Origin of the sequence: Enhygromyxa salina (assembly GCF_002994635.1) — a bacterium.
Lineage (GTDB): Bacteria > Myxococcota_A > Polyangia > Nannocystales > Nannocystaceae > Plesiocystis > Plesiocystis salina_B.
In genome coordinates this window covers 1-24682 of the sequence record NZ_PVNL01000034.1, presented here as the reverse complement: position 1 = coordinate 24682, position 24682 = coordinate 1, and the positions used below count along the sequence as shown (strand labels likewise).

The window sequence follows — 24682 nt, the reverse complement described above, 5'->3', positions numbered from 1 at the left end:
AGCCCGACCCGCCGAAGACCAAGGTGACGACGTCGGCCAAGCCTGATCAAGAGCGCCCCAGCAAGAAGTCCGCGACGAAGACCAGCAGCAAGACCAGCAGCAAGACCAGCGACAAGTGGAACAAGAACTCCCTGGCGCTCCCCGAGTGAGCCTGACCATGCCGCGTCGCATCCTGGCCATCTTGCTGTCGATCGCGTCGATCACCTGGGGTCCGTCGACGCCGGCCGAGGCGTCGCCGGCCACCCGATCAGCCGCCGACACCCACTACGACGCGGCGGCCGAGCTGTACGCGCGTGAAGACTACGCCGGGGCGGCCAGCGAGTTTGCGGTTGCCTACGCCCTGGCCCCGCGGGTCGACACGCTGTTCGCCTGGGCTCAAGCCGAGCGGCTCGCGGGCAACTATGAAGAGGCGCTCGAGCTGTACGAGCGCCTGCTCGCGGGCGAGCTGTCGGCGGCCCAGCGCGAGGCGATCGAGACCCTGCGCTTCCAGGTCAGGGGCGAGCTGGTGATCGCGCCAGCCGAGCCGGCGAGTGAGCCCGAACCGACCGAGCCGCCGCCGACCGAGCCGGCGACCGTCGACGACGGCAGCACAACCAGCGCGCGACGTGGCGGGGGCCTGATCGGCCTTGGCACTGGGTTGACGGTGCTCGCGGGCGGGCTGGTAATCAGTGGCGCGGTCCTTGATCGCCGAGTCAGCGCCGCCCGGACCTACATGGACTTCGAAGCTGCGTTCGACCCCAAGACCAGTCGCGGCCGCGGGGCGGTCGGGCTGTACGCGAGCGGCGGTGTGTTGGCGGCGGCCGGAGTCGCGATGCTGGTCATGGGGGTGATCCGCCTGAAGCGATCCAAGCGGCCGCCGGTCGCACCGATCGCGCTGGTGCCCGCGCTAGGTCGCGACCACGTCGGCGTGGCGCTGACGATCGGGGGCTGGAAGTGACCGCTCGCGCCAGCCAGCTCGGTCGGGCGCTCGCGGGCGCGCTCACCTGCCTCGCGGCCTCAGCCTGCACCCTGCCGACGTCGTTCGTGTGCACCAACAGCAACCAGTGCAGCGGCGGTCAGTGCATCGCAGGCGGCTGCGCGTTCGTGGATGACGAGTGCCCGAGCGGGTACCGGTATGCCCCGCTGTCGTCCGAGGGGCTCGCGGGCAAGTGTGTGCCCGAGGGGTTCGAGTCGAGCGTCGCCGACGACAGCGGCTCGGGCGAGGACACGCTGGGCATGAGCGAGTCGGGCAACTCCGCGGGCTCGGAGACCATGGACGCGGACACCTCCGACACCGACCCGACCGGCGAGAGTGAGAGCGAGAGTGGGAGCGAGAGCGAGTCGGACACCAACGACACCGATCCGACCGACACCGACCCGACCGACACCGGGACCACGGGCGAGATCCCCGACACGGCGATCGCCCACTACAGCTTCGACGACATCGCGGTCCCGACCATCTTCGACAGCTCGGGCAACGACCTTCACGCGGAGATGACCAGCCTGCAGCCGACCGCCCCCGCGATCGTCGGCGATGGCCTGACCTTCACCACCTCCGACCACGTGATCGTGCCGATCGCCGTGCTCGCCGGGCGCACCGCGTTCACCGTGGAGTTCTACGTGCAGGTCTCGCAGCCCACCTTGCCGCGTCAGTTCTTGCTGTACTACGGCCACGAGTCCGACACGGCGATCAAGCCGAACTTGACGGTGTATGTCGAGCACACGGCCGCGCCCCTGAAGACCTTGCGGGTGTTGTGGACGGCCAACCAGACGACGGGGCTGGTGGGGACCACGACCTTGGATCAGGGCGAGTGGCACCACGTCGGCATCACCTTCAGCAACGACGGCATGCGCGTGTACGTGGATCATTTTCTCGACGACGACAATTTCTTCGTGCCCGCGCTGCTCAGCCCCAACCTGGCGTGGATTCAGATCGGCGGGCTGCCGACCGGGTTCGGCGGCTTCGTGGGGATCATCGACGAGCTGCGGTTCAGCGAGGGCGCCCTCACGCCCGGCGAGATGCAGCCCGTGCCGTGAAGGCGGCTGGTGTTGTTGTTCAACCAGGTGAACACCCGCTGTCGGGGTTCTAGACACGCTCGCTCGCGCAAATCTGCCACCCTGGCAGCGCATGGCCGCCTCACTCGCTACTCATGGTTCGCGCAGCCTCGGCGCCGCCCTGCTCGGGATCATCTCGCTGGTCGCCTGCAGCCCCGATCGCGACCTCGCCGACGACGAGAGCTCGACCGCCGACACCGAGACCGACGCTGATCACACCGACACCGACGCACCAACCTGGTGGCGCGACGTCGAGCCGGTCGTGCGCACGGCGTGCGTCACCTGCCACTCACCCGACAACATCGGCCCGTTCTCGCTCGAGACCTACGACGAGTTCCTCGCGCTCGCGCCGATCCTCGCGCCCGCGATCGAGTCGGGCCAGATGCCTCCGTGGCCGCCGGGCGACGACTGCAACACCTACGCGAACGATCGCTCGCTGTCCGACGACCAGCAAGAGCTGCTGCTGAGCTACATGGCCGGCGACATGCCCGAGGGCGATCCGGCCGACTCCCCGCCCGACGGCCCGCCGGCCCGCGAAGTGGTCCCCGACGCGGTGCTCGAGATGGCCGAGCCCTACACGCCGACCAGCGCCGACGACTACCGCTGCTTCACGATGCCCTGGCCCGAGGACATCACCGAAGATCGCTTCGTGACCGCGCTGGAGGTCTACCCGGGCGAGCGATCGCTGGTCCACCACGTGATCATGTTCGTGGTCGAGGCCGACCAGGCCGACGACTTTCTGGACCTCGACGCCAACGACCCTGGTCCCGGCTACACCTGCTTTGGCGGCCCCGGAACCGCCCCGGGCCTGCCGCCGACCTGGCTCGGCGCGTGGGTGCCCGGCCTCGAGGCCGGGTTTGCGCCCGAGGGTGTCGGCCTGCGCGTCACGCCCGGCTCCATGTTGATCATGCAGGTTCACTATCACGCGACGCCGGGCATGGACCTCGCCGATCGCAGCTCGATCGGCGTCGAGATGCAGGCGAGCGTGGACCGACCGGCGGTGATCCTGCCAATGACCAACATCGCGTGGTTAGCGGGCAACGGGGCCATGCATATCCCCGCGGGCGACCCCGACGTGACCCATGAGACCACGATCGACAACACCCACCCGGTGATGGCGAACCTCATCGCCAACGGCCTAGGCGCCCCGGCCGACGCGGACCTCGAGATCCACGATGGCGGCCTGCACATGCACCTGTTTGGCAAGCGCGGGCGCCTGCAAGTCCGCGACAAGGGCGGCGGCAATGAGGCGTGCATCGTCGACGTGCCCCGCTGGGACTTCAACTGGCAGTCCAGCTACCTGCTCGAGCAACCGCTGATCCTCAGCCCCGACCGCGAGCTGCACTTGCAGTGTTGGTGGGACAACAGCGCCGAGAACCAGCCATTTGTCGACGGGGTGCAGCTCGAGCCCAGCGACCTCGACTGGGGTGATCGCACCCTGGACGAGATGTGCCTGGGGATCATGTACATCACGGCTGCGAAGTGACCCGCCCACCCACGGCGATCTCTCCGGCCCGAAACACCACCGCCGACGCCGTCGAGACCGAGCCAATCGAATAGCCCAACACCAGATCACCGGGCTTCACTCGGCCTTCGCTGATCGCAGTGTGTAAATTATTGCCCCACAGCGCCGGGCCACAGTTGGCGAAGCGCGGGTAGTTGTCGATGATCTGCGACATCTCGAACCCGAGCACCTTGGCGCAGAATTCCGCGTACCAGGCCGTCGGGGTGTTGACGACCAGGAAGTCGATGTCGTCGAGACCGACGCCAGCCTCGCTCAGCGCACCGTCCACGCAGGTGCGCAGATAGACCTCGGAGTTGTCGCGGATCGCCTTGCCCGCGCGCCGGGTCGCGCGGATCATCACGCGCGGCGCGCCGTCGACCAGCGCCAGCTCGTGATAGAAGATCCCGCAGGTCTCGAGGGTCGGGATCGTGTGGGCCCCCAGCAAGCCGTGGCCAGGCTCGCGCGCGGGCTCGACCACAAACGCCGCGGCGCCATCACCCAGGAACCACGAGAAGGTGTTGTCCGGGTCGACATCACGCGTATACGTGGAGCAGGCGATCACCATGATCCGTCGATACCGTCCCGCGCGGACCAGGTCCGAGGCCAGGTGAAAGCCCACAATCGCCGACGAGCACGCGCTCTCGAAGTTGATCGCTGGCACCCGCATCCCCAGCTCTCGCATCAGGTAGGCCCCATCGCCGAGCACGTGGGTGTCGGGGCGCAGCGCGTTGACCAGGACCAGATCGATGTCCCGCCCCTCGAGGCCCCCCGCTTCCAGCGCGGCTGTGGCCGCGGCCAGCTCCATCGACTGGGCGCTGTCATCGGGGCCCATCCAGCGCCGCTCGATCGTGCCGCGGAACGGATCCTCGAGATACGGCGCAATGCACTGATCGTAGGTCGACGCGCCCGCGGGCGGCCACGCGTGGTCGGCCCAGACCTTGGCGAGCAGCGCCTCGCGGTGGCGCGCGACGACCTGGGGGTGGTGATGCTCCCACCAGTCGTTGGTCCGCACGTGCTCGGGAAACGCGACGCCGACTGAAGTGATGGTCCCGGGATTGTTGAGGATCCGTGCGCTCATGTCGTTCAGGCTCCGTTGGCTTGGGTGTAGATGCTGGCGATGCGATCCGCGACCGGTGCGAGCTCGTCGGGATCGATGATCACGTCGATCACGAACGGTCCGCGCTCGCGCAGCGCCCACTCGAGCGCGTCGGCGACCTGCTGCTCACGCCAGACCCGGGCCCCGTCCGCGCCCATCGAGCGGGCCAGCGCGAGGAAGTCGACCTCGGGGAATTGCAGCTGCTTGGCGTCGTCGTAGCCGAGGCAGCGCATGCCCTGATCACACATGCCGTAGCGCGCGTCGTTGAGCACGATCCAGACCACGTCCGCGCGGGTGGCCGCCGCGGTGCTGATCTCGTTCTGCATGAGGAACGAGCCGTCGCCGACGACCGCCACGGCCTTGCGACCCGTCGCCGCCGTGCCGAGCACCCCCGCGCTGACGTGGCCCATGGGGCAGAACATCCCCGACATGCGGTAGCGGTGCGGGCTGGAGAACCGCAGGTAGCGATTGGTCCACGCCAGCGAGTTGCCGGTCTCGCTGAGCACGACCGCGTCGGTGCCCTCGACCACGCGCGCTTGCAGGCACTGCATCAAGTAGCGCGGCCGGACCCGATCCTGCTCGCGGGGCTCGAGCTGCGGCGGCGCGACCCGGGGCGCGACGGTCAGCGCTCGCGGGCCACCAAGCTCGTCGCTGCGCTCGAGCAGCGCATCGAGGAACTGGCCGAGCTCGGCTTGAACCGCGAGGGTCTCGACCTCGGGGTAGGCGGTGCCGGGCACGTTGGGATCGAGATCCACGTGGATCATGCCGCCGCGTGGGATCAGCCCAGCGTCGTACGAGCTGCTGATCTCACCGAGCCGCGAGCCGAGCACCAGCACCCGATCCACCCGCGCTTCGGCCAGACGCGCGACCAGATCCTCGTGGCCACCGAGCCCGCTGACGCCCAGGAAGTGCGGGCTGTCCTCCGGAAAGATCCCCTTGCCGCGCGGCGTCGAGATCACCGGAGCCTTGAGCCGTTCGACCAGCTCCGCGACCTGGGTCGCGCAGTGGCGGGCGCCGTAGCCCACCCAGACGGCGAACCGACCGTGGAGCCGCGCGACCACCTCGTCCATCGTGGACGCGCTCGGGGCCACCTCCACGCGGGGCACCGTAATCGCGACACGCGGCGCCGGGCTGGCCTGCACGGGCAGCGGCAGCGCGAGGTGGGCGACAAAGCCCCGCGGGCTGGAGAAGCCCAGCGCCAGCGTACGAATGATCCGCGGCAGCTCGGCCGGGTCGTGCATCGCGACCGCGTAGTCGAACAGCCCGCCCGGCTCGTAGATGCCCGGGCCAAAGCTCTCGCTGCTGCTCTCCTGGATCGGGTAGCGCCCGCGCTTGGACAGCGGAGTCACAGCCGAGACCAACAGCAGCTTCGCACCTTCATAGCGAGCCGTGACCGCCCCCGTGAGCGCGTTGGTCAGGCCCGGCCCGGTGGTCGTGAACGCCAGCGCGGGCACATTGTCGGCCAGTGACGCCTCGATTGCCGCGAATACGGCCCCGTTCTCATGACGAAAGTGCACCAGGTTGAGGGCCGAGCGGCTCAGCGCATCATAAAAGGGTACGATAGCGCCCCCGATCATGCCGAACGCCTGCTGCATGCCCATTGCATGGAGCGTGTCGATCAGTACAGTCGAGACCGTCTGACGACCCGCCAAGAGCTCGGCCGCCATCCCACCTGTCGGGAGTTCGGCCTCCGGCTTTGTTGACAGAAACTGATGGGCTTGGGGATGAATTTTCGCCATTCGCGCACCGAAACAGGTCGTGCGGGGTGATACCCGGGGTTTTCGACCTGTACCTTTGGACAATTTGTTATCACCGGAGCCTCAGCGGCGCACGGACTTTTTTTACTTACATTCGAGGCGAAACCATGCATTTCGCTCGGGAATTACCGCATTGGTGAACGCCCCACAATTACAGGCTGTGGCAATAGGCAACAACTGCGGGTCAACTGCGGGTCAACGCTCAACCGGCCCGAAAACCGGTGAATTTCAACAATCGAGTTGCCAGAGGTTTCTAACTATCACGATTCTCGATATCAAGCTCGGCGGCTGGCGTAGAGGGCCGGCTGGCCGGCCGATCCTGCGCTTCGGCCTCAGGTGTAATTCCAACGCTGTTCCCAGCCAGCCGGCCGCGATTCAACTCACTAATTTCTTGTTGTACTGTGGGTAATCGGCCGGGCGGCCGGGCCCCAGCGACAACGCCGCCAGGGGGCCGGGTACCGACATTGTGCTGGTTGGCGGCACATGGGCCTGCACTCGACCAGCCGGCCGGGCGGCCTGAATCGCTGGTATGCTCCGGGCCCGCACGATGAAACTCGACGAGCACAACATCCTCTGGGATCTCGAGGCCCAGCACCTCGAAGAGGCCGCGTTCCTGGTCGATCTTCGCGAGGCCGTCATTGACGCGCCGAACTACGACCTGACCGAGCTGGCCGCAGGTCCCGACGCGCGCCTGCTCGCGCATGTCGACGCTTTGGCGATCACCGGCTCCGTGGGCGCGGACCGCCTGCTGTTGCCGATCCTCGAGCAGCCCGGTGCCCAGCTCGAGACCGTCGTCGCGGCCGCGCTGGCCTGCTTGCACGATGACAGAGCTCGAGCTGCGGAGGTGTTGGCGGCGCTCGACGCCGAGAGCTCGGACCAGCACCGCGCGGGCATCGCTCGGGCTGTGGCGTTGATCGGCGATCCTCAGATCGACGCCGAGCTGCAGCGTCGGGCAGCCGCGGGATCCGGTCCTGGGTTGGTTGCCTGCCTGCGCGCGCTGGCGGATCGGTGGCAGCCAAATGACTGCCTGCCCGGTCTGCTTGCGAGCGGCGACCGCGAGGTGGCTGGTGCCGCGGCGAGGTTGGCCCGCCAGCAGGGCACCCCCGCCGTCATCGCGGCTCTGGCCCCGCTCGCCGAGTCCAGCGACGCCGCGCTGCAGCAGGTGACGATCGAGAGCGCGCTGTGCCTGCGCATGCCCGGCGCCTGGGAGTCGGCGCTGTATTGGGCGTTCGTCTCCGGTCCATCTCCGTTTCGCCGCGCCGCCCTGACCTGGGTCGCCCTGCTCGGCGACGCCGCGGCGCACGAGCGCCTGGTGACCCTCGTCGATCAACCTAAACATCGCGGCGACGCCCTGTGGGCGCTTGGGTTCTGCGGAAGGATCTCTGCGATCGAGCGCTGCTTGCCGCTGCTCGACGATCCCGTGCACGGGCCGCTCGCCGCCGAGGTCGTGTGTGCGATCGCCGGGTTGCCGGTCGATGACGATGGGTTTTGGCGAGACCACGTCGGGCCCCCAGGCGACGCGGAGTCGGCCCTGCCGCCGCTGGAGCATGACGACCTCGACGCCGAGCTGGTGCCCAGCCCCGAGGAGGCCCTGCCGACCCCCGAGCCGGGGGCGATCACTAATTGGTGGCGGGCTCGGGCAGACACGCTGGATCCCGCGCTTCGCTACTTGGGTGGGCGGCCGCTGAATCACGAGGTGATGATCGACGGCTTGTGGCACGCGCCGCTGCGTCGTCGCCACAACCTGGCGCTGGAGCTGGTGTTTCGCACTGCCGGCGGCTGCACGATCGACACGCGGGCGCTGGCTGCGACCCAGCGCCGTCAGCTCGCGAACCTGGGCGAGCTCGAGCCGCCCGACTATCAACGTGGGCTGCCGCGCGCTTGAAGGCTCAAGAGCCGCCTGTCGCCCGTGCTACGTTCGGCGGCAATGGCCGAGCCTGGGCCACGCCACATGGGTACTGCGCGAGGCCGGACACGGTGAGGCGCTCGAGCTGCGGGCGCGCACGGGCGTCCGAATCGACATCGAGCGCCTGGTCCATGGGTACCTCTATAGAAGCGCCGAGAACAGGTCGTCGAGGAGCAGGGCCGTTGGCATCATTCAACCGGCCGACAAACCGGTGACCGTGAGCATTCGAGCTGCGAGGTCCTGACCCACTGTCTTGATTCTAGGTATGCGTTCGGTTGCTCGGATTGTGGGCCGGCTGGCCGGCCGATCGTACGCTTTGGCGTCAGGGGCGACGTTGACCGGCCGGCGGGCCGGACTTTTGTCGCACTTTGGCGCGAGTTCGCCCCCCGTCATATTGCAAACGGTGCGACGATGGTAATATCTGGCACCGAGTGAATGAACAAACAGTTCCCAGCACTACTGTATCAGCAACTCCGCAACGAGCGCACACAACGCATTCGACTACCCGCATTCCCTCCTCGTCCGACTCTAATTAAAACATAACAAAGCAACTCGCCTATATGCGATCGGTGTTGTAGTATCCGCGCGTTGGCGAGCGCCAACTCATGGTTCCTCAACCCGGGTCAAAATGACCCAAGGGTATCTACTCAGGGCATTTATCCCCAACAGCAACCCAGCATTGAGCTGGGGCGAATGGCTCGCTCTCGACTGCACGAGGGCGAGGCAGACCTCGTTCGCCAACGAATTCACCCCAACAGATCCAAGGAGAGAGCACAGTGACAACTCTATTCAACGCCCACAGCGTCATCCGCCAGTACAGCACCACTTGGTACGATCCGGTCACCCGCATGCCGGCGCGACTCAATGAGGCCACGTCATGCGCGTACCTGCTGATGCGTGCAATCGACGAGATCGAGGATCACCCGACACTCAATGCCACTAGCAAGGCGTACCTGCTGCGAGGCGTGAGCGCCCGGTTTCAAACCCGCAGCCGCAGCGCCGACTTTGACGCCCTGTTCGCGCCCTACCGTGCGGATCTGCCGGAGGTCACGCTGCGCACCAGCGAGTGGGCGAACCTCGCCCCAAGCGACATCGCGCCGCGCGTGAGGGAGACCTTCGCGATCATGGCCGAGCGCATGGCCGATTGGGCCCTGGCTGACTGGGACATCCACGTCGAGGCCGACCTCGATCGCTACACCTACGCCGTGTCCGGGACCCTGGTCCTGCTGCTCAGCGACCTGTGGACCTGGTACGACGGCACCGCGGCCAACCGAACGTATGGGATCAGCTACGGGCGCGCGCTGCAGGCCATCAACATCCTCAAGGACAAGTCCGAGGACCTTGGTCGGGGCGTCGACTTCTGGCCGAACGGATGGACGCGGACGCACCTCATGGCCTACGCAAAACGGGAGCTGCTGCTGGCGGACAAATATGTCGACACGCTCGGCTCGGGCCCAGCCCACGAGTTTTGTGCCGGACCGCTGCGGGCGGCGTGGCAGGTGCTCGATATGCAGCGAACCCCGGACCGCAGCAGCGCGGAGTCGAGCTCATGGTCGATCCCCACGGTCTGACCATCCCCGACATCTCGCTGCCGTTCTCCGCCTGCACGCCACATCCCGCCGCACACGAGATCGACGCGGGGACCGTCGAGTGGCTGCTGGACTTCGGCCTGCTGCAGACGGCCGAGCAAGAGCGGTACTTTCGCGCGATCGGGGTCGGCCGGTGGTTCCCGAGCCTCCTGCCGCACGGCGACGTCGAGCGGGTCCTGCTCGGCTCTCAGTTGACGGCCTGGTACACGATCCTCGACGACCACTTCGCGGAGAAGCACGGCCGGCAGGGCGACGCAACGTCGCTCTTGCGTCAGCTCGTCCACTGCGAGGACATCGCCCGGCTCCCAGACGCCCGAGACGATGACGATGACGATGACGCGCCGCTGCACCGCGCGCTCCGGGATCTGAGCGTTCGCCTGCGCGAGATCGCAGCACCCGAGCAAGCGCTGCGACTCCAGTGGCACAGCCTTCAATACTACCTGGGCATCGCCGCCGAGACGGCCTATACGGCCCAGGGCACGCTGCCTGGCCTCGCTGACTATCAGCGCATTCGTCGGCTCAACAGCTGCATTCCGCCCTTCTTTGTGATGTCGGAGATCGCCCGCGGCGACCGGCTCCCAGCTGGCTCGCTGATTCGGCCCGACGTGCAGCGCCTGACCGCGCTGGCCGTGGATCTGGTCGCGGTCACCAACGACATCATCGGGCTCCCGCGCGACCTCGAGCGCGGCGACACCTGGACCCTCTGCGCGGTGCTGGCCCATCACCGCGGCCTGAGCGTCGAAGCCAGCCTCGAACACATGGTCGCGCAGTTTCACCGTGACGCCGAGGCCTTCAGCGAATTGGCCGACCGCCTGATGCTCAGCGATCCCGAGACCATGCCGCGCTACATCCCAATCCTGCAGGACCTGGTCGCGGGCCACCTGGCGTGGACCAAGGACTCGCCACGATACAAGCTGAGCGGTTGGCAGTACGGCACATGATGAACACCACAACGTATAAATTGGGGGCGGCCCCACGATCGCTCCCGTTGCTCGGCCACGTGACCCAGCTGTTTCGTCAGCCGCTCGAGCTGTTCGAGTCGGTTCGCACGCATGGCGACGTCGTGGTCATTCGGCTCGGGCGGACACCCGCCTACGTGATCAACCACCCCGACTTGATTCGCCAGGTCCTGGTCCAGGACGCGAAGAAGTACAACAAGGGCGTGCAGTTCGAGCGGGCCCGGCCGTACATCGGGAACGGGGTGCTGTCCGCCGGGGAGCCGCTGCATCTGCGCCAGCGCCGACTGATGCAGCCGGCCTTTCATCACGCTCAGATCACGCGCTACGCCGAGATGATGCGGGAGACCGCGACCGCGGCGGTGCAGGCGTGGAGCGACGGTCAGGTCGTGGCGATGAACGAGACGCTGCTCTTGTTCACCCTCGAAGGCCTGACCCGCACCCTGTTCTCGATCGAGCTCGACCCCAGCCTGGTGGCCGAGTTCACGCGGACGCTGCCAGAGTTCTTGGATGGCCTGACCGTGCGCGTCGCGCTGCCGTTCAAGTTCCTCGAGCGCCTGCCGACGCCGGGCAACCGTCGGTTCGACCGGGGGCGCATTCGGCTGCGGGGCATCGTGGAGCAGATCCTAGTTGAGCACCGCGCACGCCAGCTCGATCACGCCGACTTGCTGTCGACCCTGGTCCACGCCCGTGACGAGGGCGAGGGCGAGGACGAGGGTGCGGCGATGTCCGACGAGCAGCTCCACGACGAGATCATGACGATGCTGCTCGCCGGAACCGAGACGACCGCGAACACGCTCAGCTGGGCGTCCTACCTGCTGAGCATTCACCCCGAGATCCAAGAGCGCGTCCACGCCGAGATCTGTGAGGTCGTCGGCGATCGGCCGATCGCCGTCGAAGACCTGCGCAAGCTCGCCTTCACCCGCCACGTGCTCGCGGAGACCCAGAGGATGTACCCCGCTGTCTGGCTGTTGAGTCGGAGCCCGATCGCCGACGTGGAGCTCGGCGGGCACAACATTCCCGCGGGCAGTCACGTGCTGTTTTGCCCCTACGCCCTGCACCGCGACCCGGCCGTGTTCCCCGACCCGACCCGCTTTGACCCCGAGCGCTGGCAGCCACAGCAGCGGGCTTGCAGCGGTGGTTCGCGCGAGACCTTCTTTCCGTTCGGCGCAGGCATGCGCGGCTGCATTGGCGAGTCCTACGCGCTGACCGAGATGATGATCTTCCTCGCCAGCCTGATCACGCGCTGGCGGCTGCGCCCGGTTCCGGGCCAGGTTGTCCGCCCGATCGTGAAGGGCTCGCTGCAACCCAATCAGCTGGCCATGATCGTCGAGCGGCGAACCTGACGGTGAGCGGTCAGCTACCGCCCGCCGGGGCGGCGGCGGGGGATGGACACCTCTACGCTGCCAGCTGGGAGCGCGGCTTCTTGGGTGGCGTACGCGACCCCAGCCTGCAGCGTGCCGCGAACGACGACGCCCGAGAAGTCGATGCCGAGCCCGACGAGGGTCAGCGCGGCGTCGCTCTGGATCCCGGTGAGGATTGGCTGCACGCCGCGCAGCCGCAGTGCCTGGGCCGCGCTCATCAACACGTGCGCGGCCGCGGTGTCGAGGTTGCGGGTGCCCGTGACGTCGATGATCATCGCGCGGACATCGCTGCGCCCACCGAGGTGGACGAGGGTCTCGAGCAACTGATGCCCGCGCTCCGCGTCGACCGAGCCGATCAGCGGGAGGATCAGCACGTCCTCGCGAATGGGGATCAGCGGGATCGAGCGCTCGGCCAGCGCGATCTTCTGGGTCAGCAGCAGCTCTTCCTGGACCGCGAGGCGCTCGCGCTCGGACTGCCGGATCGCCGTGATGTCCTGAAACAGCGCGACCACACGGAGCACGGGATCAGCTTCGTAGCGCAGCGGTGACGCGGTCAACTCGAGCAAGACCCGGTCACCGTTGGCTCGCCGGACCTCGACCTCATCGCGGCAGGTCTCGCCGGTCTCCAGCGCCCGGCGCATGGTGCTGTCCTGCTCCGGGATCGGCTCGTCCGCGCCTGGTTGATGAAAGGTGATCCCCGAGTGATCGAAGCTGCCGGTGTCGGGATCGAGACCGAGCACGACGCGGCCGGTCCGATTGATGAGCTCCTGCTGTCCGTCGGTGCTGCGGAGCACGAGCGCGCCGATCGGCAGGTTGTCGAGCAGCAGCTGCAGCATGGTTCGCTGGCGCTGACTCTCCTGCAGCGCCTCGCGGTAGGCGAGCAAGGTCCGCTCGGCCGAGATCGACTCGGCCAGCGTGGTCCGCATGAGCTCGTACAGCAGTCGCTCCGCCGGGCTCGGATCGTGCGGCTCGAGCCAGTGAAACGCCACGATCCCCTGCCAGGTCGAGTGCCGCTTGCTGTACAGCGGCAGGCCCACGAACGCCTGCACGCCACCTGGAAAGGCCTCGAGCACCGGGGCGATCTGTGGATCGATTGCCACGTTGGGGACGATCAAGGGCAGCTGCCGTTGGGCCAGGATCGCGCGCCCGACCCCAAAGTCCGCGATGCGAAACCGCTTGCCCACCATCACCGACACCGGAGGCTCGATGTCCGGGCCCCACACATCCACGACCTCACAGGTCTCTGGCTCGCCGTCGTCGTCATTGTGAATGTAGATGAGGTGAATCATCTTCGGCCCATAGGGCTCGCACACGCGGACCAGCGAAGCGACGATTTCCGCCGGTTCTGCCACCTGCGCCAGCTCCGTATGTGCGCGCATGAGCGCCACGCCCCACTCGACGTCTACCTCTTGGTTCACAATCCGTCCTCCATCGCCAGACTACCGCAGTTCCCAGCCCATTTATAGAAGTATGCCCTTAGTTTTTGGGGCACTCTCACGAAGCGTTCTCATAGGGCGAAAGCGCCCCAGGCCCGTGGGTCGGGTCGCGACGCGCTCGACCCTCAAACGAGCAGCGCCGCCAGTGTCTCCACCGGCGGCGCCCCATCGACCAAGCGCGACCTCAGTCCCCCTTCATCTCACCCCGAGCAAAGATGCTCGCTACATACGTCAGCACGTCCGAAGCCGAGGACTCGTCGTAACCGTAGTCCCGGATCAGCCGCTGCTTGACCACGTCGATCTTCTCTTGCGACTCCTTGTCGACCACGCTGCTGACCAGCGAGGTCAGCTTGATGCTGTCCTTTTGATCCTCGAACAGCTTCAATTCCAGGGCCTTGTACAGCCGCTCATTGGTGCGGAAGTCGAACTGCTTGCCCTCGACCGCGAGCGCGCCGATGTAGTGCATGATCTCGCGCCTGAAGTCGTCCTTGCGGCTCTCGGCGATGTCGATCTTGGTCTCGATCGACCGCATCAGGCGCTCATCGGGCTCTTCGTCCTGCCCGGTGTACTGATTCTTGACCTTCTCGCGCTGGGTGTAGGCCTTTACATTGTCAATGTAGTTTGCGCAGAGCCGCGAGATGGCTTCTTCGTCGGCGCTGATCGCCCGCTGGACCTCGTTCTTGACGATGTCCTCGTACTCTTGCTTGGTCACCGCCAGCAGCTCGCGGTAGCGCTTGCGCTGGTCCTCGCTGGTGATCAGCGAGTGGTTGCGCAGCCCCGACTCGAGCTCGTTCATGAGCAAGAACGGGTTGATGTTGGCCTGCCCGCGATCGCTGACCAGACAGTTGGCGATCTTGTCTTGCACGTAGCGCGGCGAGACCCCGTCCATGCCCTCGCGCTTGGCCTCTTTGCGCAGCTCCTTGACCGAGTCCTGGGTGAACCCGGGCATGGTCTTGCCGTCGTAGAGCTTGAGCTTTTGCAGGACCGAGAGGTTCTGCTTCTTGGGATCTTCGAGCCGGCTGAGCACGGCCCACATCGCCGCGACCTCGAGCGTGTGCGGGGCGATGAAGCGGCCGCGGACCCGCTCGGGGTTGTAGTCCTTGACGTAGATCTTGATCTCTTCTTGCAGCTTGGTGATGTACGGGATGTCGATCTTGACCGTACGATCGCGCAGCGCCTCCATGAACTTGTTCTCGAGCAGGCGCTCGTACTCGGCCTCGTTGGTGTGGCCGATGATGACCTCGTCGATGTCGGTCTGGGCGAACTTCTTGGGCTTGATCTTGCGCTCCTGCGTGGCGCCGAGCAGGTCGTACAAGAAGGCCACGTCGAGCTTGAGGATCTCGACGAACTCGATCAGGCCGCGGTTGGCGACGTTGAACTCGCCGTCGAAGTTGAACGCGCGCGGATCCGTGTCGGAGCCGTACTCGGCGATGCGCCGGTAGTTGATGTCGCCGGTGAGCTCGGTCGCGTCCTGGTTCTTCTCGTCCTTGGGCTGGAAGGTGCCGATGCCGACCCGGTCTTCCTCGCTGATCAGCATGCGCCGGACCCGGACGTGCTGGATGACCTTGGCCCAGTCGCCCCGGTAGATCGCCAGCAGCTCCTTGAAGATGAACCGACACGCAGGGTTGAGCTGGCCTGGCACGTAGGGGCGGAACGGCTTGCGCCCGGCCTCGGGGTCACCCGGGTCGAACAGCCCGAACGCCTCGATGGCCTGCTGCCGCCACTCCGGCGGGATCAGCTTGAGCGGCTCCTCGTTCATGGGCGACCGGAAGGTCTCTTCGCCGGCGGTCAGGTAGCGCAGCTCTTCTGGCAGCGCCCACTCATAGGTGTACAGCGCGCCATCTGCGGAGCGGCTGTACTCCTCCAGGCCCTGCTTGAGCAGGCGGACGATCGTGGACTTCGACGACCCGACTGGCCCATGCAGCAAGATGATGCGCTTCTCGGTGCCGTAGCGCATGGCGGCGGCCTTGAGCACGTTGACCAGCCGCATCAGCGCGATGTCGAGGCCATAGATGGCGTCGCGGCCACCGTGGGTCTCGTCCGAGAAGAATTTGTACCGGGTGATCTTCTTTTTGTTGTCGACGTAGGTCTGCGTACCTGCATCCAGGACCATGTCGTAGAGGCGCTCGTGCGAGGTCCGGGCGATGCGCGGGTTGTGCCGGACCATGCCGAGGTACTCCTCGAAGGTACCGGACCAGTGTAGGTCCTCGTAGCGTTGGTAGTCCTGCAGCGCGGCGATTTGAGTGACGAGGCTTTGCGTGCTCATGGCTCCGGTCTTGTGGCTGTCCGACATCGCGCGCGGCGACGCGCGGTGGTGCGGCTGAGCATACGACCGATGGGGACCCAGCGGCCACCGACCGCGCGCAACATTCTCGCCGCGTCCGAACGCTGGTACTGGGCGGTTTGCGGGTGGGCGGCCCAGCACCGCGGCGGGGATCACGACACACGTGTCACGCAGACTTTTTTCGGCGCGGGCGCACGTCTGACCCTGGCTGCGGGCGCCTCGCGTGCCGAAGTGTTGGCTGAAGTGTTGGTTGGCAGCGTGACTCGGCCCGGCGGTGCTACACTCCCGACGCGTCCGCTCGGCCCTCGCGCACGCTCACCCACCTCACCGGCATGATTTCGAGAATCGAGAAGGATCACCGGCGCTTTCGCGAGATCGTCCGCGGTCGGATCCGCGAAAATCTTCGGCGCTACGTCTCACGCGGCGACATGATCGCGCACAAGGGAAAAGAGACCGTCTCGATCCCGATGCCCCAGATCGACATCCCGCGCTTCATCCATGGCGACAACAAGGGCCAAGGGGTCGGCCAGGGCGAGGGCGACCCTGGCGATCCGGTCGGCGAGGAAGAGGGCGAGGGCGGAGCCGGGAAGGCCGGCGAGGGCGAGGGCGACAAGACGGTCGAGGTCGAGGTCACGCTCGACGAGCTCGCGCAGATCCTGGGCGAGGAGCTGGGGCTGCCCAACATCGAGCCGCGCGGCTCCCAGACGCTCGAGACCGTCAAAGACCGCTACGTCGGCCTGCGCACCACGGGCCCGGAGAGCCTCCGCCACTTCAAGGCCACGTTCAAGCGCGCGCTGCGGCGGCAGATCTCGATGGGCACCTACGACCCGCGCCACCCGATCATCGTGCCGGTCCGCGAAGATCGCCGCTACCGCTCGTGGAAGGCCGAGCCCAAGCCGCAGACCAACGCGGTGATTATTTATATGATGGATGTGTCGGGCTCGATGGGCGACGAGCAAAAAGAGATCGTCCGCATCGAGTCGTTCTGGATCGATACCTGGCTGCGCAGCCAGTACAAGGGCATCGAGTCGCGCTACATCATCCACGACGCGACCGCCCGCGAGGTCGAGCGCGAGGTGTTCTTCTCGACCCGCGAGTCGGGCGGCACGATGATCAGCTCGGCCTACCGCAAGTGCGCGGAGCTGATCGAGCGCGAGTTCGACCCGGCCAACTGGAACATCTACGCGTTCCACTTCAGCGACGGCGACAACTGGTCGGTCGACGACACCGCCGCGTGCATCCGCCTGCTGCGCGAGCAGCTGATCCCCGCGTCGAACCAGTTCGGCTACGGCCAGGTCGAGAGCCCCTACGGCTCGGGCCAGTTCATCAAGGACCTCACCGCGGCGTTCGGCGACGAGCAGATGCTCGTGACCAGCGAGATCAAGACCAAGGACGACATCATGGACTCGATCCGCGAGTTCCTGAAGGGGGGCCGCTAGCGTGGCCACGCTGACCAAGCACCTGGCCGAGCTGCAGGCCGAGATCGAGGGCTACGCGCTCGAGTACGGCCTCGACTTCTTCACGACCATCTACGAGCTGGTCGACTACCGGCAGATGTCCGAGATCGCGGCCTACGAGGGCTTCCCGGTCCGCTACCCGCACTGGCGCTTCGGTATGGAATACGACCGGATGATGAAGAGCCAGACCTACGGGCTCTCGAAGATCTACGAGCTCGTCATCAACACCGACCCCTGCTACGCCTACCTGCTCGAGGGCAACAGCCTCGTCGACCAGAAGCTGGTCATGTCGCACGTCTACGGGCACTGCGACTTCTTCAAGCACAACCGGTTCTTCTCGCACACCGACCGCCGAATGATCGACGGCATGGCCAACCACGCGACCCGCGTGCGTCGGCACATGGACCGTCAGGGCATCGACAAGGTCGAGAGCTTCATCGACGTGTGCCACTCGCTCGACAATTTGATCGACCCGTGGCTGCCGTTTCGCAAGCCCCAGCAGATGCGCCGCGAGCCCAGCGTGGAGCTGCCGATCAACATCGGTCGGCTCAGCGCCAACGCCGACTCGGAGCGCTCGTACCTCGACGACTACATCAACCCGCCGGAGTTCATCGAGCAGCAGCGCAAGCGGGCCGAGCTCGAGCGGGAGCAGCGGCGCAAGATCCCGCCGCAGCCCGAGCGTGACCTGCTCGGGTTCTTGCTGCTGCACGCGCCGCTCGACCCGTGGGAGGCCGACGTGCTCGGCATCATCCGCGAGGAGGCCTACTACTTCCTGCCGCAGCGGCAGACCAAGATCATGAACGAGGGCTGGGCCACCTACTGGCACTCCAAGCTCATGACCACCCGGGCGCTGCGCGACGACGAGCTCATCGACTACGCCGAGGCCGCCTCGGGCGTCACGGCGATGGGGCCCAACCAGCTCAACCCCTACAAGATCGGCGTCGAGCTGTACCGCGACATCGAAGATCGCTGGAACAAGGGCAAGTTCGGCAAGCAGTGGGACGAGTGCGACGACCGTCAGGCCCGCGACGACTGGGACCTGCGCCTCAACCTCGGCAAGTCGAAGATCTTCGAGGTCCGGCGCCTCTACAACGACGTCACCTTCATCGACGAGTTCTTCACCCTCGAGTTCTGCCGCCGCAACCGCTTCTTCACCTTCGTCGAGAACCGCCGCTCGGGTCGCCACGAGATCGAGTCGCGCGAGTTCAAGAAGATCAAGCACACGATGCTGCAGCAGCTGACCAACTTCGGGCAGCCGTTCATCTACGTGGTCGACGCCAACCACCTCAACCGCGGCGAGCTGCTCCTCGCCCACCGCCATGAGGGCGTGGACCTGCGCCTCAACTACGCCCGCGACACGCTGCGCAACCTGGTTCGGATCTGGCGGCGCCCGGTGTCGATTCTCACGACGGTCGAGGACAAGCCCAAGCGCATCCGCTTCGACGGCACCGAGATCCAGATCACCGACGAGCCCGCCGCCTGGCGGCTTCCTTAAATACCCCCACCGAGGCCTCAGACCGCGCCGACTGCAGCCGCTGGCGCGTCTGGTCGCTTCGCTCCTCGGGGCTCCCGTTCAGTCTCCGTCGACCGCCTGCTACTTGACTTTAGACCAGTGTCCGTCCGCGTGAGGTGCGGGATCCTCACCCCGACGCCAGTGCAGGATGCTTGCAAGCACCCGATGAGCCCCCTCCTAGGGGGCCACACATGCCCCTGCGCACAGATGGCCCCGAGGAGCGAAGCGACCAGACGCGCCAGCGGCTGCATTCGGCGAAGTCTAAGGTCTCTGTGGGGGTCATAAATCTGCTAGTGTCTGCGAGATGCGTTTGAGCGCCTGGCCGATCACCGACGTGGGTCGGGTCCGCAGTCACAACGAAGACTCGCATTATCTCAACGATGAGATGGGGCTGTTCTTGGTCGCGGACGGCATGGGTGGTCACGCGGGTGGTGCCCACGCGAGCCGGACCTGCGTCGACGTCCTCGCCCGGGTGGTCCAGCGTGGCCTGCAGGGGTTGTCGGACATGCCCCGCGAGATCGCCCAGGCCGCGGTCAACGATCTGCTTGGTGCCTCGGCCAGCGAAGCCAGCGCGCGGATCTTCGATCACGCCCAGCACGAGCCCACGCTGCACGGCATGGGCACGACCTTGACCGGGATCTTGTTCCATCAAGATCGCGGGCACATCGTGCACGTCGGCGACAGCCGCTGCTACCTGTTCCGCTCGGGCGTGGCCCGGCAGCTGACCAACGACCACTCGTGGCTCAACGAGCAGGTCCAGGCCGGCCTGCTCACCGAAGAAGAAGCCGCGCTCAGCGACCTCAAGCACATCATCACCCGCTCGGTCGGGTTCGAGCGCGAGGTCCAGGCCGACGTGCTCACCGTCAACGTCAGCCCTGGCGACGCGTTCTTGCTGTGCTCGGACGGGCTGTGCAACTACATCGACCTCGACGAGATGGCCCACCTCGCGCGCCAGCACTTCTACTCGGACCTGCCCCAGGTCTGCATGGACATCGCGCTCGAGCGCGGCGGCGAGGACAACATCACCGTCGTCGTCATCGCCGCGTCCAACGGTCAAGACCGCCGCGTCGGCCCCCGGCCCCAGCGCAAGACCATCGCTGACACCCTGCCCCCGCTCGACCGCTGAGCGAGGCCCGGGGCTTTCCAGAGTTGTCAGGCAGAGTTGTCAGGATCTCCGCGCGCGAGAAGCGACCGCGTGCGGCGGGCCGTGCCATCTCTCTGGCCCGATCTCTCAGGACCGATTTCTGTGCAGTTCCACGAAAATGATACTCTCCCGCGCATGCGCGATACCGACCTGCTCCGCCACCGGCTTTGGGTCCAGATCGGCCTGCCACTGGCCACCGTTGCGTTGCTGAGCGCATGTGACGAGCCCGCCAAGGTCAAGCCGGTCAAGGTCGAGACGGCCAACACGGGCGCGACCCCGGAGCCGACCAAGCAACCCGACGACGCCGCCAAGAAAGCGCCGGCCGTCGCTCGCACGACGACCGACAGCGCGTCGCCGGGCTACGTCCCGCCGGCCCGCATCCAGGACATCCCCGAGGGCGAGTTCGACTACTTCGGCCCAGCCCGCGATCCCTTCACCGAGCACGAAGAAGAGGACGGCTGCCCGGCCGGCGACTGGTGCGGCACCCCCGAGAACGCCCGCAAGTTCGCGATCGAGCACATGCCCGAGCAGCTGGGCTGCCCGTCCAAGATCATCGCGCAGCCGCAGGTCACCAACTCGCTCAACAAGAAGGACAAGCAGTGGGACGGCCTGTCGTTCCACCCGATGATGCAGGGTCGGCTGATGACCTCGGTGACCACCGAGAAGCGCGAGGCCGGTCAGAAGGACATCTGTTGCTACCACTGGTTCGAGTACTGCTCGGGTCGTCCGCTGCTCGATGGTGACGACATGATCGTCGCCGAGCTGCGCGAGGGCTCGAGCTGGTCGTGCGACCCCGCCAAGGTCGCGGCGCCCGATGATCGCCCCGACAGCGCGATCGATCCCAGCGTTCGGGCCCGGCTCGCCCAGCTGTGGGTCGACGACGCGCTGATGGAGCACGCTGCGATCGCGGCGTTCGAGCGGGCCACCCTCGAGCTCATGGCCATGGCCGCGCCGCCCTCGCTGCTCGGTGAGGTCCAGGCCGCGGCCAGCGACGAGGTCGAGCACGCGATGCACTGCTTTGGCCTGGCGGCGCGCTTCTCCGGGCTCGACCGCGAGCCTGGTCCGCTCGCCTCGCTCGAGCCGCGCGTGCGTGGCCTGGCTGCGCTCGCGGATCACGACCCCGACAGCGCCGAGGTCGGCGCCGACTGGATCCGGCTCGCGATCGACACCTTCGTCGAGGGTTGCGTGGGCGAGACCATCGCCACCCTGGTCGCCCGCCGGGCTCAGCGTCACTGCCAAGATCCCGCCACGCTCGCCCTGCTCGAGCAGATCGTCGAAGACGAGGGTCGCCACGCTGGGCTCGCCTGGCAGACGATCCAGTGGATCACCGAGGCCAGCGGCAAGCACAGCGACGTGGTGCTCGAGGCGCTCGAGCATCAGGCCCACGCCATGGCCGAGGAGGCCGAGCGCGCCTGCGAGCAGCTGCCCCCCGCAGATCCCCACGCCGCCGCGCTCGGTCGCTACGGCCGCTGTGATCGGCGGACCGAGCTGCTCGCTCGGCGCGACGCCTGGTCGCAGCTGATCCTCCCAACGCTCGCAGCGATCGCTCAGACCGACACCAGCGAGCAGGGCCCCGAGGCATGGACGTAGACCCGGCCGCTCGTCCCCCCCAACAAGCCGTGTCCGCGTCACTGAGCCAGCGCATCAGCGCCTGGTTCGGTGCGGATCGCAAGCGCCGCTGGTGGGTGCTCGTGCTGTTCCTCGCAGCGCTGATCGTGCGCCTGAACTGGAACCTCAACGTCCACCCGCTCGGCGAGTACATCTACTCGGACATGAAGGGCTACTGGGGCCGCGCCGACTCGCTGCTCGACGATCCCTTCACGGTCCGCGAGTACGACGCGTTCTTTCCGTTTGGCACCACGTGGCTGGTCGCGGCGATCAAGTGGGCGTTCGGGCGTGAAAATTTTAGCGGGATCGCGACGATCTACGCCGTGTTTGGGGCCTCGATCGTCGCGGCCTCGTACGCGATCGCCGACCGAATCATGGGCGCGCGGCTGCCCTGGGTCGCGCCCGCGGTCGGGCTGTTCCTGGTCGTCTACTACCCGCTGATCGCGATCGGCGGCTACGTGCTCAGCGAGCTGCCGTTCAGCTTCTGCCTGACGCTCGCGGTGTTGATGCTGATCCGCGTGGTCGACGAGGGCCGGGGCCGCGACGCCTGGCTGCTCGGGCTGCTGCTGGGCCTCGGCGCCTGGGTCCGGCCCCAGGTGATCCTGAGCGTGGCGTTGATCGGCAGCTTTTGGCTGGTGGCGCGCTGGGTGATGCGCGGCCCCGACAACCCCTACGCCAAGCTCCGCTGGGCCCACATCGGCTACATCGCGGTCCCGCTGGTCCTGCTGCTCACGGTGTCGGCGATCCGGTTCCACGTGCACACGCAGCGCTGGGGCCTGGTCTCGGAGAACAGCAGCATCAACCTGGTGTTTGGGCGCTGCCACAACAAGGGCATCTACTCGCGCCCCGACGGCGAGGGCCACGGGACCATCCGGTTCTCCCCACCGCCGCTGATCCAGCTCGAGGCCCACACCGAGCGCAACCCCGACTCGTGGATCCAGGTCCGCTCGGTCTGGGGCGATCACGGCGAGCCGCTCCCCGACGTGCCCGGGTTTGCGATCGACGAGTTCGGCTGCACCCGCCGGGCCTGTCGTGAGCCCGGCAGCGAGATCGAGTACCGCGGCTACATTGGCGACGGCGAGATCCACAAGAAGATCGTCAAGGCCTGCCTGGTCCGCGGCGGGCTCGAGCGTCAGGCCTACTTCACCTTCACGCACTGGGTGATGCTGTGGAAGACCAACCTGATGTGGCCCGACCAGGCCAACCCGCGCCCGCGCTCGACCGAGGCCCGCGAGGGCTGGCGACATCGCCAGGAGGTGTGGTCGCGGATCCACCGGGGCCTGCTGATGGTGCCCGCGCTGCTGGGTCTCGGCTTCGTGTTCGTGGCGCGCAGGCGGCCCAAAGAGGCCCTGGTCGCCCTCAACTTCTGGGCGCTGATCGTGATCACCGGCGTGTGGCTGGGCGGCCAGCGGTTCCGGGTCCCCTATGATCCGCTGATCGTGCTGCTCGCCGCGTTCAGCTACGGCGTCGCGTGGGAGCAGGCCGTGAAGCTGTGGGCGAAATTCAAGGCCAAGGGTGAGCGCGGGTGAGCCTGGGGCTCGAGCTGCAGCACGAGCGCGCGTTCCTACGTCGGCTCGACTCGGTTGCGATCCGCGAGCTGCCTGGGTTCGTCCGTGGCCGCCACCGGATGCCGACCGAGCACGGTCGCGCGGGTGACCTGTTCGTGCAGACCCTGGTCGAGCCCGCGCTCGCCGACGAGGTCCGGGTGGTCTACGACGCGGCCAAGCGGGTGCTCGGGCTGCGCCGCCGTCAGCTGCAGCGGGCGATCGCGGTCGACGGCGGCAACGTCGAGGCGCCGCAGTTTCACTATGTGATCGAGATCTGCCTCGACCCCGCCGACATCTCGCGCGCGCTGTGGCGGCGACGGGTGATCCCGCTGCTCGCCCCGCGCGCGCTCCCGATCGAGTTTGACGAGGTGTTTCCGATCGCCTGCGACGAGCTGGTGGTGCCGCTCGTCAAGCCGCGGACGATCGGCGTGGCGGAGCGGTTCGATCTGATCGTCGAGCGGCTCGAGGACTTCACCGCCGTGCATGGTGGCGGCGTCGAAGAGGACGAGGATCAGGCGCGGGCCAGCCTCACGACCCACGATGGCAGCCGGATCGCGCTGGATCTGGGCACCCACGAGCTGAGCCTGCGGATGCTGGGGGTCTCGGGCTGCCGCGCGCTGCTGCTCGAGGCCGAGCGGCGCTTCGCCGAGCTGACTGGGCCGATCGTGTCGGGGCTCGGGGCTGACGCCCGAGCTTGAGTTCACACGCGCAACCTGGTCACTCAGGCGTACGCGCAGCTCCCCGTAGCGCCCGTCTGCTCTGCGATGAACAACCACCCCAGGGTATCCGCCAGGTTCATGGGCCTGCCGTCCCACTTCGGCGCGGTCATGGCCGGGTCGATGTGCAGATCAGCTTCACGCAGGAACAGCTCGAGCTCTTCGAGATCATACCCAGTCGCCGCGGACGCTGGGGTGCCCGGAATATCGCGTCCGCGTTGATCCACGAACACAACCTCATCATCTCGGATCTCGCAAGACAGGCCGCCCTCGTGAATCAGGCGGTGATGGCCGGGGCACACCAACACCAGGTTGGACAGGGAGGTCGGGCCACCTTCGGCCCAGCCTTTAATATGATGACCATGCAGGTGTTGCTTGCGACCGCAACCGGGCACACGGCAGCCACCATCACGCAGCCACAGCGCCCGGCCGATCGCCGATGGAATCGTGCGGGTGCTGCGGCCGACATCGAGCAGCTCGCCGTGCTCGCCGACCACGACGTCGACCCGGGCGCTGTCGCACGCGAGCATCTGCGCGACGTGGCTGGGGACTGGCGTGCCGTCGCGCATGAAGCCGCCGACACCATTGGATCCGCCCTCGAGTTGCTGCGGCGAGGTGATCACGACCAGCTCGTAGCCTGAGCCGAGCGTGCGTGGGCGGTGTTGTAGATAGGCTCGGGCGACATCGACGATCGCGTCGGCGCGCTGCTGCTCGTGGGACTCGCTGTCGTTCGCGGGCGCGGGCTGAGGGGCGGAGGGCCCCGCGGAAGCC

General features: G+C 67.0%; 18 protein-coding genes. 13 read left to right on the top strand and 5 right to left on the bottom strand.

Going from position 1 to position 24682, the window contains the following annotated elements; genetic code table 11:
* The first annotated feature begins 157 nt into the window (after positions 1–157).
* The 3 genes from ENSA7_RS07035 (at position 158) to ENSA7_RS07025 (ending at position 3520) form a co-directional block, all read left to right on the top strand.
* Entirely contained in the window at positions 158–937 is a 780-nt protein-coding gene (locus tag ENSA7_RS07035) for a tetratricopeptide repeat protein (protein ID WP_146157428.1), read from the top strand.
* Entirely contained in the window at positions 934–2016 is a 1083-nt protein-coding gene (locus ENSA7_RS07030) for a LamG domain-containing protein (protein ID WP_106088436.1), read from the top strand. The genes ENSA7_RS07035 and ENSA7_RS07030 overlap by 4 nt, the downstream gene beginning before the upstream one ends.
* Before the next feature lie 91 nt (positions 2017–2107).
* A complete protein-coding gene (locus tag ENSA7_RS07025; RefSeq protein ID WP_106088435.1) occupies positions 2108–3520 on the top strand; it encodes a monooxygenase in 1413 nt (470 codons plus the stop codon).
* Here ENSA7_RS07025 and ENSA7_RS07020 read toward each other — a convergent pair.
* Both ENSA7_RS07020 and ENSA7_RS07015 read right to left on the bottom strand, forming a co-directional pair.
* Positions 3504–4616 (bottom strand): 3-oxoacyl-ACP synthase III family protein, encoded by a 1113-nt coding sequence (locus ENSA7_RS07020; protein ID WP_106088434.1) that lies wholly within the window; start codon positions 4614–4616, stop codon positions 3504–3506. The two genes, ENSA7_RS07025 and ENSA7_RS07020, sit on opposite strands and share 17 nt — an antisense overlap.
* A gap of 5 nt (positions 4617–4621) precedes the next feature.
* Positions 4622–6301, bottom strand: coding sequence for a thiamine pyrophosphate-binding protein (locus ENSA7_RS07015; RefSeq protein WP_181233351.1), 1680 nt, complete (start codon positions 6299–6301; stop codon positions 4622–4624).
* Between the two features lie 637 nt (positions 6302–6938).
* Between ENSA7_RS07015 and ENSA7_RS07010 the strand changes: the two genes are divergently transcribed.
* The 4 genes from ENSA7_RS07010 to ENSA7_RS06995 all read left to right on the top strand — a co-directional run bounded on the left by ENSA7_RS07010 (position 6939) and on the right by ENSA7_RS06995 (position 12188).
* Positions 6939–8276: a hypothetical protein gene (locus ENSA7_RS07010; protein ID WP_146157427.1), complete on the top strand. Its 1338-nt coding sequence runs from the start codon at positions 6939–6941 to the stop codon at positions 8274–8276.
* A gap of 797 nt (positions 8277–9073) precedes the next feature.
* On the top strand, positions 9074–9868 hold the full coding sequence (locus tag ENSA7_RS07005) for a squalene/phytoene synthase family protein (protein WP_219907925.1): 795 nt from the start codon (positions 9074–9076) through the stop codon (positions 9866–9868).
* Positions 9847–10827, top strand: coding sequence for a terpene synthase family protein (locus tag ENSA7_RS07000; RefSeq protein ID WP_106088431.1), 981 nt, complete (start codon positions 9847–9849; stop codon positions 10825–10827). The genes ENSA7_RS07005 and ENSA7_RS07000 overlap by 22 nt, the downstream gene beginning before the upstream one ends.
* On the top strand, positions 10827–12188 hold the full coding sequence (locus tag ENSA7_RS06995; protein ID WP_181233349.1) for a cytochrome P450: 1362 nt from the start codon (positions 10827–10829) through the stop codon (positions 12186–12188). Before ENSA7_RS07000 ends, ENSA7_RS06995 begins: the two co-directional genes overlap by 1 nt.
* 14 nt (positions 12189–12202) lie before the next feature.
* On the opposite strand, the gene ENSA7_RS06990 is transcribed toward ENSA7_RS06995, so the two are convergent.
* Positions 12203–13624 carry an STAS domain-containing protein gene (locus ENSA7_RS06990; RefSeq protein WP_106088429.1) on the bottom strand — a complete coding sequence of 474 codons (1422 nt, stop codon included), beginning with the start codon at positions 13622–13624 and terminating at the stop codon, positions 12203–12205.
* A 202-nt stretch (positions 13625–13826) separates the two neighbouring features.
* Positions 13827–15908 (bottom strand): PrkA family serine protein kinase, encoded by a 2082-nt coding sequence (locus tag ENSA7_RS06985; protein ID WP_106088438.1) that lies wholly within the window; start codon positions 15906–15908, stop codon positions 13827–13829.
* Positions 15909–16258: 350 nt separating this feature from the next.
* On the opposite strand from ENSA7_RS06985, the gene ENSA7_RS06980 reads away from it, so the two are divergent.
* From ENSA7_RS06980 to ENSA7_RS06955, 6 genes are all read left to right on the top strand, one after another.
* On the top strand, positions 16259–17365 hold the full coding sequence (locus ENSA7_RS06980) for a DUF444 family protein (RefSeq protein WP_106088428.1): 1107 nt from the start codon (positions 16259–16261) through the stop codon (positions 17363–17365).
* Position 17366: 1 nt separating this feature from the next.
* Positions 17367–18878 (top strand): SpoVR family protein, encoded by a 1512-nt coding sequence (locus tag ENSA7_RS06975; protein ID WP_106088427.1) that lies wholly within the window; start codon positions 17367–17369, stop codon positions 18876–18878.
* Positions 18879–19200: 322 nt separating this feature from the next.
* Complete coding sequence (locus tag ENSA7_RS06970) at positions 19201–20022, top strand: PP2C family protein-serine/threonine phosphatase (protein ID WP_106088426.1); 822 nt, start codon at positions 19201–19203, stop codon at positions 20020–20022.
* A 153-nt stretch (positions 20023–20175) separates the two neighbouring features.
* Entirely contained in the window at positions 20176–21630 is a 1455-nt protein-coding gene (locus tag ENSA7_RS06965; protein ID WP_106088425.1) for a ferritin-like domain-containing protein, read from the top strand.
* A 29-nt stretch (positions 21631–21659) separates the two neighbouring features.
* Positions 21660–23177: a phospholipid carrier-dependent glycosyltransferase gene (locus ENSA7_RS06960; protein WP_181233347.1), complete on the top strand. Its 1518-nt coding sequence runs from the start codon at positions 21660–21662 to the stop codon at positions 23175–23177.
* Positions 23174–23893, top strand: coding sequence for a hypothetical protein (locus ENSA7_RS06955; protein WP_106088423.1), 720 nt, complete (start codon positions 23174–23176; stop codon positions 23891–23893). Before ENSA7_RS06960 ends, ENSA7_RS06955 begins: the two co-directional genes overlap by 4 nt.
* A 23-nt stretch (positions 23894–23916) precedes the next feature.
* Here the strand turns inward: ENSA7_RS06955 and ENSA7_RS06950 are convergent.
* Positions 23917–24682, bottom strand: a 766-nt coding sequence (locus tag ENSA7_RS06950) for an HNH endonuclease signature motif containing protein (protein WP_146157426.1), incomplete at its 5' end; no start/stop codon positions are given.

Excerpts from the sequence above, each read along its gene's own strand:
- ENSA7_RS07020 (WP_106088434.1), bottom strand. The coding sequence starts at position 4,616 with ATGAGCGCACGGATCCTCAACAATCCCGGGACCATCACTTCAGTCGGC.
- ENSA7_RS06985 (WP_106088438.1), bottom strand. The coding sequence starts at position 15,908 with ATGAGCACGCAAAGCCTCGTCACTCAAATCGCCGCGCTGCAGGACTAC.
- ENSA7_RS07000 (WP_106088431.1), top strand. The coding sequence starts at position 9,847 with ATGGTCGATCCCCACGGTCTGACCATCCCCGACATCTCGCTGCCGTTC.
- ENSA7_RS06970 (WP_106088426.1), top strand. The coding sequence starts at position 19,201 with ATGCGTTTGAGCGCCTGGCCGATCACCGACGTGGGTCGGGTCCGCAGT.
- ENSA7_RS07015 (WP_181233351.1), bottom strand. The coding sequence starts at position 6,301 with ATGGCGGCCGAGCTCTTGGCGGGTCGTCAGACGGTCTCGACTGTACTG.
- ENSA7_RS06965 (WP_106088425.1), top strand. The coding sequence starts at position 20,176 with ATGCGCGATACCGACCTGCTCCGCCACCGGCTTTGGGTCCAGATCGGC.
- ENSA7_RS07025 (WP_106088435.1), top strand. The coding sequence starts at position 2,108 with ATGGCCGCCTCACTCGCTACTCATGGTTCGCGCAGCCTCGGCGCCGCC.
- ENSA7_RS07035 (WP_146157428.1), top strand. The coding sequence starts at position 158 with ATGCCGCGTCGCATCCTGGCCATCTTGCTGTCGATCGCGTCGATCACC.
- ENSA7_RS06980 (WP_106088428.1), top strand. The coding sequence starts at position 16,259 with ATGATTTCGAGAATCGAGAAGGATCACCGGCGCTTTCGCGAGATCGTC.
- ENSA7_RS06995 (WP_181233349.1), top strand. The coding sequence starts at position 10,827 with ATGAACACCACAACGTATAAATTGGGGGCGGCCCCACGATCGCTCCCG.
- ENSA7_RS07010 (WP_146157427.1), top strand. The coding sequence starts at position 6,939 with ATGAAACTCGACGAGCACAACATCCTCTGGGATCTCGAGGCCCAGCAC.